Raw genomic sequence first — 11,789 nt, forward strand, 5'->3', positions numbered from 1 at the left:
GCCGTCCGGCAAAACGACAGATAAATCGTCGGGAGAGTGAAATGAGTATATCTACCCAAAGCATCCCGTGGTACCGCCATCTCAGCCGCCCGCAGTGGCGTGCCTTCTCCGCCGCCTGGCTGGGATATTTGCTTGATGGCTTCGATTTTGTCCTGATTGTCTTAGTTCTGACGGAAGTAAAAAGTGAGTTCGGCCTGACGACGGTGGAAGCCGCGAGTTTAATTTCGGCGGCCTTTATCTCACGCTGGTTTGGTGGCCTGCTGCTGGGGGCGATGGGCGATCGCTATGGCCGTAAGCTGGCGATGATAACCAGCATTGTTCTGTTCTCCTGCGGTACTCTGGCCTGCGGGTTTGCGCCAGGCTACGTCACCATGTTTATTGCCAGAATGGTGATTGGCATGGGGATGGCAGGCGAATATGGTTCCAGCGCAACCTACGTGATTGAAAGCTGGCCGAAGCATCTGCGCAACAAGGCGAGCGGTTTTCTGATTTCCGGTTTCTCCGTGGGCGCCGTCATTGCCGCGCAGGTTTACAGTCTCGTGGTCCCCGTCTGGGGCTGGCGCGCGCTATTCTTTATCGGCATTTTGCCCATCGTCTTCGCCCTGTGGTTGCGTAAAAACATCCCGGAAGCGGAGGACTGGCAAGCGAAGCATGAAGGTAAAGCCCCGGTGCGTACGATGGTTGATATTCTTTATCGCGGCAAATACCGCGTAATCAATATTGCCATGACGCTGTTTGCCGGTATGGCGCTGTGGCTCTGCTTTGCCGGGGAGCTAAACAACGTCGGGATGGTGGTCATTCTGGGGCTGCTGTGCGCTGTCGTTTTTATCAGCTTTATGGTGCAAAGCAGCGGCAAACGCTGGCCTACTGGCGTAACGCTGATGGTAGTGGTGCTATTCGCCTTTCTCTACTCGTGGCCGATTCAGGCGCTGCTGCCAACCTATTTGAAAACGGAGCTGGCCTACGATCCGGTTACGGTGGCCCGCGTGCTGTTCTTCAGCGGATTTGGCGCGGCGGTGGGCTGCTGCGTAGGCGGTTTTCTTGGCGACTGGCTGGGAACCCGTAAAGCGTACGTCTGCAGCCTGCTGGCCTCGCAGATGCTCATCATTCCGGTGTTTGCGATCGGCGGTGCGAATATCTGGGTGCTCGGGCTGTTGCTCTTTTTCCAGCAGATGCTGGGTCAGGGTATTTCCGGGATCTTGCCTAAACTCATCGGGGGTTACTTCGATACCGACCAGCGGGCGGCCGGGCTTGGATTTACCTATAACGTCGGCGCGCTGGGCGGGGCGCTTGCACCGGTAATCGGCGCGCTGCTGTCGCAACGGATGGAATTGGGAACCGCGCTGGGATCGCTCTCCTTTGGCCTGACGTTTGTGGTGATCCTGTTGATCGGCCTGGATATGCCGTCTCGCGTTCAGCGTTGGATCAGGCCGGAAGCGCTACGCACTCACGATGCTATCGACGGTAAACCGCTGAGCGGAGCCTTCCCGGCGGGGGCGGTCAAACGCGAGCAGGTGGTGAAATGACGACGCTGGCGATTGATATTGGCGGAACAAAGCTCGCCGCCGCCCTGATTGAGGGACACGTTCTGTCGATGCGAAGGGAGTGCCAGACTCCCGCCAGTCAGACGCCGGGCGCACTGGAGGAGGCGTTACGTTCCCTGGTTTTACCTCTCGTTACGCATGCCCGTCGCGTGGCGGTGGCGTCGACAGGGATTATTCAAAACGGCGTACTGACCTCCATCAATCCTTCCAACCTGGGCGGGCTGGCACATTTTCCGCTGGTCGCCTTTTTGAAAGCCATCACGCAATTACCGGTGACGGCACTTAACGACGCGCAGGCCGCCGCATGGGCAGAGTTTTGCGCGTTGCACGAGAAACAGGATATGGCATTTCTGACGGTTTCAACCGGCGTGGGCGGCGGTGTTGTGCTCAATGGAAAACTGCAGTCGGGCAGCGGTGGGCTTGCGGGGCATTTTGGCCACACGCTGGCGGATCCAGATGGACCTCTCTGCGGCTGTGGGCGAAGAGGGTGCGTTGAAGCCATTGCCTCAGGGCGAGGTATTGCCGCTCAGGCGAAGGAGGAGCTGGCAGGGCTCGATGCGAAGGCAATATTCAGTCGGGATACACCGCAGGCCCGTAAGCTGGTGGCAAATTCTGCACAAACGCTGGCTCGACTGATCGCTGACGTCAAAGCTGTTACCGACTGTCAGGTTATCGTGGTCGGCGGCAGCGTGGGGCTGGCGGAAGGATATTTGCCCCTAGTGAAAGCCTATTTATCGCAGGAGCCAGAGGTATATCAGGTGGCGCTTCGGGCAGCGCATTATCGCCACGACGCCGGGCTATTGGGTGCGGCGCTGTTAGCAACGGGAGACACGCTATGATGATGGGAGAGCTGCAGTCACTGGCATCGTCGGGCCTGCCCGCCGTACTGGTGAATGCGCTGGCGCTGGCGGTTGCCGCCCGGCCGCAGGAGAAAGCGCCGGGCCACTACGAGGTGCAAGGCAAAGATATCTTTATGAATGTTATGCAGTTTTGCACTCAGGGTCCGGAACAGAAAAAGGCAGAGCTGCACGCACGGTATATTGACATTCAGCTCCTGTTGGCCGGTGAAGAGCGGATTCTGTTTGGCGTTGCGGAGTCCGCGCGCGAGTGCGAGGAAATGCATAGCGACGAGGATTATCAGCTTTGCCGTCGCATCGAGGGGGAACAATCGATAGCGTTAAGGCCGGGGATGTTCGTGGTGTTTATGCCGGGGGAACCGCATAAACCGGGGTGTATCACCGACTCGGCGGGAGAGATTAAAAAGGTCGTGGTAAAGGTCCGCGCCAGCCTGTTAACCGCATAAAAAAGCCGGATGGTAATTCCATCCGGCTCATTTCTTACACTTCCAGGTAGTTCAGGATCCCGTCAGCCGCTTTACGACCTTCGGCAATCGCCGTTACCACCAGGTCAGAACCGCGAACAATATCGCCGCCGGCGAAGATTTTCGGGTTGCTGGTCTGGAATGCGTTGTCGCTGCCTTCTGGCGCAATCACTCGGCCCTGCGAGTCCAGCTCAACGCTGTGCTTCGCCAGCCATTCCATGCTGTGAGGACGGAAACCGAACGCCATCACCACGGCATCGGCCGGGATCACATGCTCAGAACCGGCGACGATCTCGGCGCGACGACGGCCTTTCGCATCCGGTGCGCCCATCTCAGTGCGCGCCATCTTCACGCCGCTCACTTTACCGTTGGCATTCACTTCAATACCCAGAGGCTGGATGTTAAACTGGAACTCCACGCCCTCTTCACGCGCGTTTTTCACTTCGCGTTTAGAGCCCGGCATGTTCTCTTCGTCGCGACGATAGGCGCAGATCACGTGTGCCGCATTCTGACGAATGGAGGTACGCACGCAGTCCATCGCGGTATCACCGCCGCCCAGCACCACCACGCGTTTGCCTTCCATGCTGACGAACGGCTCATCGGCGGTTTCGCCGTAGCCCATGATCTGCTTGGTATTGGCAATCAGGAACGGCAGCGCGTCGTACACGCCCGGCGCATCTTCGTTCTCCAGACCGCCGCGCATGGACTGATAGGTGCCCACGCCGAGGAACACGGCGTCGTAATCCTTCAGCAGGTCGTCGAGCTGCACGTCGCGGCCCACTTCCACGTTCAGTTTGAACTCAATGCCCATGCCGGTGAAGATTTCACGGCGACGGGTCATGACCTCTTTTTCCAGCTTGAAGGCCGGGATACCGAAGGTCAGCAGACCGCCGATTTCCGGATGGCGGTCAAAGACCACCGCCTTCACGCCGTTGCGGGTCAGCACGTCCGCACAGGCCAGGCCCGCCGGGCCCGCGCCGATGATTGCCACGCGCTTGTCTGTTTGCTTCACGCCGGTCATGTCCGGACGCCAGCCCATTTCGAACGCTTTATCGTTGATATAGCGCTCGATGTTGCCGATGGTCACCGCACCGAACTCGTCGTTCAGCGTACAGGAGCCTTCACACAGACGGTCCTGAGGGCACACGCGGCCGCACACTTCCGGCAGGGTGTTGGTCTGGTGAGACAGCTCGGCGGCTTCAAAAATACGCCCTTCGTTGGCCAGCTTCAGCCAGTTCGGGATGTAGTTATGTACCGGGCATTTCCATTCGCAGTAAGGGTTACCGCAGGACAGGCAGCGGTCTGCCTGTGCTTTGGCCTGGCCTTCTGAAAACGGCTCGTAGATTTCAACAAATTCAATTTTGCGGATCTTCAGCGGTTTCTTTGGCGGATCAACACGCTGCAGGTCGATAAACTGGTATACGTTCTGGCTCATCTGAATTCCTTACTGCGCCTGCACGCGCAGCTCTGCTGCGCTACGACTACGGTGACCCAACAGGGCTTTAACATCGCTGGACTTCGGCTTAACCAGCGCGAATTTCGCAGAGAACGCCGGCCAGTTCGCCAGGATCTCTTCGCCGCGCGAAGAACCGGTATGCTGCACGTGTTCGGTAATCAAACCGCGCAGGTGTTCTTCGTGAATGGCCAGCGTATCAACGTCCAGCACTTCCACCAGCTCCGGGTTCACGCGTTTGCGGAACTCACCGTCTTCATCCAGGACGTACGCAAAACCGCCCGTCATGCCCGCGCCGAAGTTCACGCCGGTTTTACCCAGAACGCAAACAATCCCGCCCGTCATGTATTCACACCCGTTATCGCCAATGCCTTCCACCACGGTGATAGCACCGGAGTTACGCACCGCAAAACGCTCGCCCGCACGGCCTGCTGCAAACAGACGACCGCCGGTCGCGCCGTACAGACAGGTGTTACCGATGATGCTGGCTTCATGGCTGCGGAAGGCTGAGCCGACCGGAGGACGTACCGCCAGCAGACCGCCCGCCATGCCTTTACCTACGTAGTCGTTGGCGTCGCCGGTCAGGTATAGCTCAACGCCGCCTGCGTTCCATACGCCGAAGCTCTGACCCGCGGTACCGCTGAAGTGCGCGGTAATTGGATCTGCTGCCAGCCCCTGGTCACCGTGGGTCTGCGCGATGTAGCCGGAAAGGGAGGCACCCACGGAACGGTCGGTGTTGCGGATATCAAACCAGAACGTTTTGCTCTGCTTATCGTCCACGTACGGTTTCGCCTGCTGCAGCAGCTGCGCGTTCAGCACGCCGTTATCGAACGGCGGGTTGTTCTCGGTGCAGTAGACCGCTTTGCCAGGGTGCGGCTGCGCGGTTTCCAGCAGCTTGCTCAGCTCCAGCTTCTGCTGCTTCGCCGTAAAGCCTTCAAGCTCTTTCAGCAGGTCGGTACGGCCAATCAGGTCCACCAGACGTTTCACGCCCAGCTGTGCCATCAGCTCGCGGGTTTCGCGGGCGATGAACTCAAAGTAGTTGGTCACTTTGAACGGCAGACCGTGATAGTGGTTCTTACGCAGCTTCTCGTCCTGGGTAGCAACGCCGGTTGCGCAGTTGTTCAGGTGGCAAATACGCAGGTATTTACAGCCGAGAGCAACCATTGGGCCGGTACCGAAGCCGAAGCTTTCCGCGCCGAGGATCGCCGCCTTGATGATGTCGAGGCCGGTTTTCAGGCCACCGTCCACCTGCAGGCGGATCTTGTGACGCAGACCGTTAGCCACCAGCGCCTGCTGGGTTTCCACCAGGCCAAGCTCCCACGGGCAGCCCGCGTATTTCACGGAGGAGAGCGGGCTTGCGCCGGTGCCGCCGTCGTAGCCGGCGATGGTGATCAGGTCCGCATAGGCTTTCGCCACGCCGGTAGCGATGGTGCCGACGCCCGGTTCGGAAACCAGCTTCACGGAGATCATCGCCTTCGGGTTGACCTGCTTCAGGTCGAAAATCAGCTGCGCCAGGTCCTCGATAGAGTAGATATCGTGGTGCGGCGGCGGGGAGATCAGCGTCACGCCCGGCACGGAATAGCGCAGTTTGGCGATGTACGGGGTAACTTTATCACCCGGCAGCTGGCCGCCTTCGCCCGGTTTAGCACCCTGAGCGACTTTAATCTGGATCACGTCGGCGTTGACCAGGTACGCAGGCGTCACGCCAAAGCGACCGGACGCCACCTGCTTGATACGGGACACTTTGTTGGTGCCGTAACGCGCCGGATCTTCACCGCCTTCGCCGGAGTTGGAGTTGCCGCCGATGCTGTTCATGGCTTCCGCCAGCGCTTCGTGGGCTTCCGGGCTCAGCGCGCCGATGGACATCGCCGCGGTATCGAAGCGTTTGAACAGTTCAGATGCCGGCTCAACGTCGTCAATGCTGACCGCTTCATCGCCCGGATTGAGGGCAATAAGGTCGCGCAGCGTTGCCGCCGGACGGTTGTTAACCAGCTCAGCGTACTGCTGGTAATCGCTGTATTCACCGCTCTGAACCGCCTGCTGCAGCGTGCGCACCACGTCCGGGTTGTAGGCGTGGTATTCGCCGCCGTGAACGTATTTCAGCAGACCGCCCTGATCCAGCGGCTTACGTGCCAGCCACGCGCGTTTGGACAGGTTCACCAGATCCTGCTGGAAGTCAGCAAAACCGGCGCCGCCGATGCGGCTGACCACGCCCTGGAAGCAGAGGTTGGCGACCTCGTCATGCAGGCCGACCGCTTCAAACAGCTTCGAACAGCGGTAGGAGGCAATGGTCGAGATGCCCATTTTGGACATGATCTTGTACAGGCCTTTATTGATGCCGTTACGGTAGTTCAGCATCACCGCGCGGTAATCTTTGTCGATCGCGCGGGTATCCACCAGACGGGCCAGCGTTTCGTAGGCCAGGTACGGGTAAATCGCCGTCGCGCCAAAGCCTAACAGCACGGCAAAGTGGTGCGGGTCGCGTGCGCTGGCGGTTTCCACAATGATGTTGGCGTCACAGCGCAGGCTCTTGTCGACCAGACGCGTCTGGATAGCGCCGACCGCCATCGGGGCAGGCACCGGCAGACGGTTTTTCGCGATATTGCGGTCGGACAGCACCAGCAGAACGGTACCGTTACGCACCATCTGTTCGGCTTTGTCACACAGCGCATTCACCGTCTCTTCGAGGCTCGCTTCGGTCACGTCGAAGGTAATATCGAGCGTGTCGGCGCGGTAGTGCTCCTCTTTCATGGTGGTGAGCTGTTTGAAATCGGAGTACAGCAGGATCGGCGATTTAAAGGTCAGACGGTGCGCCTGGCCTTCGGCCTCGCAGAAGACGTTCATCTCGCGACCGATGCTGGTGGCCAGCGACATCACGTGCGCTTCGCGCAGCGGGTCGATCGGCGGGTTGGTCACCTGCGCGAACTGCTGGCGGAAGTAATCGTAAATGATGCGCGGCTGGCTGGAGAGCACGGCAAACGGGGTATCGTCACCCATTGAGCCGACCGCTTCCTGGCCGTTTTCACCAAGCACGCGAATAACGGAGTCCAGCTCTTCTGCGCTGTAGTTAAACTGTTTCTGGAAGCTTGCAAGCGTATCGTCGTCCAGTTCGCGGCGACCCACTTCTTCGTCCGACAGATCTTCAAACGGCACCAGGCGACGCACGTTCTTCTCCATCCACTCTTTGTACGGATGGCGGCTTTTCAGATCGTGATCGGTTTCGGCAGAGTGCAGAATGCGCCCGCCGCGGGTGTCGATAACCATCAGCTCGCCCGGGCCGACGCGGCCTTTCTCGACCACTTCGTCAGGCTGGTAATCCCAGATACCGACTTCAGAGGCGCAGGTGATGAGCTTGTCTTTGGTGATGACGTAGCGCGCCGGGCGCAGACCGTTACGGTCCAGGTTACAGGCGGCAAAACGGCCGTCGGACATGACGATGCCCGCAGGGCCGTCCCACGGCTCCATGTGCATGGAGTTGAAGTCGAAGAACGCGCGCAGCTCAGGGTCCATATCCGGGTTGTTCTGCCAGGCCGGTGGCACGAGCAGACGCATGGCGCGCACGATGTCCATCCCGCCTGCCAGCAACAGTTCCAGCATGTTATCCATGGAGCTGGAGTCAGAGCCGGTTTCGTTCACGAACGGCGCGGCATCGTGCAGGTCAGGGATCAGCGGCGTCTGGAATTTATAGGTACGGGCGCGGGCCCACTGGCGGTTACCGGTGATGGTGTTAATCTCGCCGTTATGCGCCAGGTAGCGGAACGGCTGAGCCAGCGGCCAGCGTGGAACGGTGTTGGTGGAGAAGCGCTGGTGGAACAGGCAAATGGCCGATTCCAGACGCAGGTCCGCCAGGTCCAGGTAGAAGCGCGGCAGGTCAGCCGGCATACACAGACCTTTATAGATGTTCACCAGGTTAGAGAGACTACAGACGTAGAACTCTTTATCGTCCTGGAGGCGTTTTTCAATGCGGCGGCGGGCGATAAACAGACGGCGTTCCATATCACGCGGACGCCAGCCCGCAGGCGCGTTGACAAAAATCTGTTCAATACGAGGCAGCGAGGAGAGGGCGATTTCACCGAGCACCCCTTCGTTGGTTGGCACATCGCGCCAGCCGACAATTGACAGGGTTTCACGCTGAAGTTCTTCTTCGACGATGCGGCGTGAGGCGGCAGCCTTTTCAGGATCCTGGTTCAGGAACAGCATGCCGACAGCGTAGTTTTTGGCTAAACGCCAGCCGCGCTCTTCCGCCACGATGCGGAAGAAACGATCCGGTTTTTGCAGCAGCAGGCCGCAACCGTCGCCGGTTTTACCATCGGCAAGGATGGCGCCACGGTGCTGCATACGGGCCAGTGCGTGAATAGCGGTACGCACTACCTTGTGGCTAGGTTCGCCTTCTATGTGGGCGATCAGGCCGAAACCACAGTTATCCTTCTCAAGGGATTTATCGTACAACATATCAGTGAACCTCCCCAGGCTCGTCGGGCTTCCCACTGAACTTTACCGTGGCGCACAGGCGCAGAAAGAGCATGGCGACGGGGTTTGCGTTTCATACGCGGACCTCGCATTCGCCCTCTTTTTCATCCTTTCGCGCAGGTAAACAAGTTTGAGGACTTGCTTCAGAGGGAATCTCAATTACTGCATAAATATGATGAGCAGGCCGCTCATCCAGAAAGCTTCCAGCGGATTTCCAACTTATCGGGAATTGGTACACAGGTCAAATGGCAATCTTATTTATACAAAAATGTGCTAAAGAGTGTTTATGTATTTGAAATTAAATAGTATTTAACTATTTTTACATTGATTGTATGCCCTGGCAGGACGCAGCGGAGTGTGATCTGACTCACTATATGAAAGCGGTATTATCAATGTAGCGTGCTGAATAGCAGTTTTATAGCAGAATAATAATCTGGCATTGACTGCAAACCCGCATAAACCCACTGTTTTTCAGTGGTGGCGCTATAAATGAAAAAAACAATCAGAACATAAGGAAAAGTAATCACTGATAGCGTGAATGAAATTGCAGTAATCCTGAGTATTTATTCATATAGATAAAGGCCGTCCGGGGCGATTGATCCAGGTCATCGCCGACAGAGGCTAAAAGTGGCAGGCTTGTCCCCTTTCTCCGGGACGGTCTATCAGATTATGCAGTTACAGAAATTAGTCAATATGTTTGGTGGGGATCTTTTGCAGCGGTACGGGCAAAAGGTTCATAAGCTGACGCTGCACGGCGGGTTTAGCTGCCCGAATCGCGATGGCACCATCGGGCGCGGCGGCTGCACCTTCTGTAACGTTGCGTCCTTTGCTGACGAAGCCCAGCAGCATAAATCTATCGCTGAACAACTTGCCCATCAGGCCAGCCTGGTGAACCGCGCGAAGCAGTATCTGGCCTATTTTCAGGCCTACACCAGCACGTGGGCGGAGGTGCAGGTGCTGCGCTCTATGTATCAGCAGGCCGTCAGCCAGGCCAGCATCGTTGGGCTGTGCGTGGGCACGCGCCCGGACTGCGTACCGGACGCGGTGCTGGACCTGCTCAGCGAGTACAAAGAACAAGGCTACGAGATCTGGCTGGAGCTGGGCTTACAGACCGCACATGACAAAACGCTGCACCGTATTAACCGTGGCCATGATTTCGCCTGCTACCAGCGCACCACGCGCCTGGCCCGTGAGCGCGGGCTGAAGGTCTGTTCGCACCTGATTATCGGCTTGCCGGGTGAAGGGCAGCAGCACGGCCTGAAGACGCTGGAAAAAGTTGTTGAGACCGGCGTGGACGGTATCAAGCTGCATCCGCTGCATATTGTGCAGGGCAGCATAATGGCGAAAGCCTGGGAAGCGGGGCGGTTAAGCGGTATTGAGCTTGAGGACTATACGGTGACGGCGGGGGAGATGATTCGCCACACCCCGCCGGAAATCGTCTACCACCGCATCTCGGCCAGCGCCCGCCGTCCAACGCTTCTGGCACCGCTATGGTGTGAGAACCGCTGGACGGGGATGGTGGAAATCGACCGCTATCTGCAGGAGAACGGTGTGCAGGGTTCGGCGCTGGGCCGCCCGTGGGTTCCCCGTCTACCGGCGACGGCCGCCTAACAAACTCCCCAGCATGCCGCGCACTATTTGATTGGTGACCTGCCGCGCCGCGCTTTTCGCCATGGTTTGTACCACGCCGTCGCGCTTGCCGCCGCGCGGCCCGGTGCTGCCGAACAGGATGTCTTTGAGACCCCCGAGAATACCGTCATCCACGGCGACAGACTGCCCTTTAGCGGCAGGCGCATCCTGGGATTCGGTGGTCGCCTGCACCCCTTTTTGCAGCATCTCGAACGCGGACTCGCGATCAACCTCGTCTTCGTACTTCCCGTAAACCGGAGAGTGGTTAATCAGGCCGTTACGTTCATCGTCGGTAACCGGCCCCATGCGCGAGCAGGGCGCGATCACCATGGCGCGTTCTACCACGGACGGGCTGCCCTTCGCATCCAGGAATGAGATCAGCGCTTCACCGGTGCCTAACGCCTGAATCGCCGCTTCGGTATCAAAGGCAGGATTAGCGCGCATGGTCTGCGCGGCGGCTTTCACCGCTTTCTGATCCTTCGGCGTAAAGGCGCGCAGGGCGTGCTGCACGCGGTTACCGAGCTGGCCGAGCACGTTATCCGGGATATCCGACGGGTTTTGTGAAACAAACCAGACGCCAACCCCTTTGGAGCGGATCAGGCGAATCACCTGTTCGATCTTATCCAGCAGGACCTGCGGCGCATCGTTAAACAGCAAATGCGCTTCGTCAAAGAAGAACACCAGCTTCGGTTTTTCCAGATCGCCCGCTTCCGGTAACTGTTCGTAGAGCTCAGAGAGCATCCACAGCAGGCTGGCGGCGTAGAGCTTTGGCATCTGGTAGAGCTTCTCGGAGCTCAGAATGTTGATAATGCCTTTGCCGCTGCTGTCGGTGCGCATCCAGTCTTTGATATCCAGCATCGGCTCGCCAAAGAAGTGCTCGGCGCCCTGTTGCTCCAGCGTCAGTAACCCGCGCTGAATGGCACCCACCGAGGCGCTGCTGATATTGCCGTACTGATTCTGGAAGGATTTGGCGTTATCGCCTATGTACTGCGTAATGGCGCGCAGATCTTTGAAATCAAGCAGCAGCAGCCCCTGATCGTCGGCAATACGGAAGATAATATTCAGCACGCCGGACTGCACGTCGTTGAGGTTAAGCTGACGGGCCAGCAGCAGCGGGCCGAGATCGGAGACGGTAGCGCGCACCGGGTGGCCTTTCTCACCAAAGATATCCCACACTACCACCGGATTGTTATGCGGCGTCCAGTCCGTGATGCCAATATTTTTCAGCCGTTCGAGCAGTTTCTCAGAGGCCGTCCCTTCCTGAGCCACACCGGTTAAATCGCCTTTCACGTCAGCCATAAAGACCGGTACGCCAATCTCCGAAAGCGACTCCGCCAGCTTTTGCAGGGTGACGGTTTTCCCCGTCCCGGTC

General features: G+C 58.4%; 7 protein-coding genes. 4 read left to right on the forward strand and 3 right to left on the reverse strand.

What is annotated here, in order from left to right:
* Window positions 1-41 precede the first annotated feature (41 nt).
* The 3 genes from ACOTZB_RS22280 to nanQ are packed head-to-tail and all read left to right on the forward strand — an operon-like array spanning window position 42 to window position 2,847.
* Window positions 42-1,526, forward strand: a complete 1,485-nt coding sequence (locus ACOTZB_RS22280; protein ID WP_421628526.1) for an MFS transporter — start codon at window positions 42-44, stop codon at window positions 1,524-1,526.
* Window positions 1,523-2,383, forward strand: coding sequence for an N-acetylmannosamine kinase (gene nanK / locus ACOTZB_RS22285; protein ID WP_421628527.1), 861 nt, complete (start codon window positions 1,523-1,525; stop codon window positions 2,381-2,383). Before ACOTZB_RS22280 ends, nanK begins: the two co-directional genes overlap by 4 nt.
* Window positions 2,380-2,847, forward strand: coding sequence for an N-acetylneuraminate anomerase (gene nanQ, locus ACOTZB_RS22290; RefSeq protein ID WP_421628528.1), 468 nt, complete (start codon window positions 2,380-2,382; stop codon window positions 2,845-2,847). Before nanK ends, nanQ begins: the two co-directional genes overlap by 4 nt.
* Window positions 2,848-2,881: 34 nt before the next feature.
* Here nanQ and gltD read toward each other — a convergent pair whose 3' ends face one another.
* Both gltD and gltB read right to left on the reverse strand, forming a co-directional pair.
* On the reverse strand, window positions 2,882-4,300 hold the full coding sequence (gene gltD / locus ACOTZB_RS22295; RefSeq protein WP_023309377.1) for a glutamate synthase subunit GltD: 1,419 nt from the start codon (window positions 4,298-4,300) through the stop codon (window positions 2,882-2,884).
* 9 nt (window positions 4,301-4,309) lie between these two features.
* A complete protein-coding gene (gene gltB / locus ACOTZB_RS22300) occupies window positions 4,310-8,770 on the reverse strand; it encodes a glutamate synthase large subunit (protein ID WP_421628529.1) in 4,461 nt (1,486 codons plus the stop codon).
* A gap of 687 nt (window positions 8,771-9,457) precedes the next feature.
* On the opposite strand from gltB, the gene ACOTZB_RS22305 reads away from it, so the two are divergent.
* The gene (locus tag ACOTZB_RS22305) at window positions 9,458-10,399 is read left to right on the forward strand and encodes a TIGR01212 family radical SAM protein (protein ID WP_421628533.1); all 942 of its coding nucleotides are present in this window, start codon (window positions 9,458-9,460) and stop codon (window positions 10,397-10,399) included.
* Here the strand turns inward: ACOTZB_RS22305 and ACOTZB_RS22310 are convergent.
* The coding region (locus tag ACOTZB_RS22310) for a helicase HerA-like C-terminal domain-containing protein (protein ID WP_421628530.1) at window positions 10,379-11,789 on the reverse strand (1,411 nt) is incomplete at its 5' end. The two genes, ACOTZB_RS22305 and ACOTZB_RS22310, sit on opposite strands and share 21 nt — an antisense overlap.

The organism is Enterobacter cloacae complex sp. SHL020 (assembly GCF_049236945.1).
Classification (GTDB): Bacteria; Pseudomonadota; Gammaproteobacteria; order Enterobacterales; family Enterobacteriaceae; genus Enterobacter; species Enterobacter dykesii.

Excerpts from the sequence above, each read along its gene's own strand:
- ACOTZB_RS22280 (WP_421628526.1), top strand. The coding sequence starts at position 42 with ATGAGTATATCTACCCAAAGCATCCCGTGGTACCGCCATCTCAGCCGC.
- nanK (WP_421628527.1), top strand. The coding sequence starts at position 1,523 with ATGACGACGCTGGCGATTGATATTGGCGGAACAAAGCTCGCCGCCGCC.
- nanQ (WP_421628528.1), top strand. The coding sequence starts at position 2,380 with ATGATGATGGGAGAGCTGCAGTCACTGGCATCGTCGGGCCTGCCCGCC.
- gltD (WP_023309377.1), bottom strand. The coding sequence starts at position 4,300 with ATGAGCCAGAACGTATACCAGTTTATCGACCTGCAGCGTGTTGATCCG.
- gltB (WP_421628529.1), bottom strand. The coding sequence starts at position 8,770 with ATGTTGTACGATAAATCCCTTGAGAAGGATAACTGTGGTTTCGGCCTG.
- ACOTZB_RS22305 (WP_421628533.1), top strand. The coding sequence starts at position 9,458 with ATGCAGTTACAGAAATTAGTCAATATGTTTGGTGGGGATCTTTTGCAG.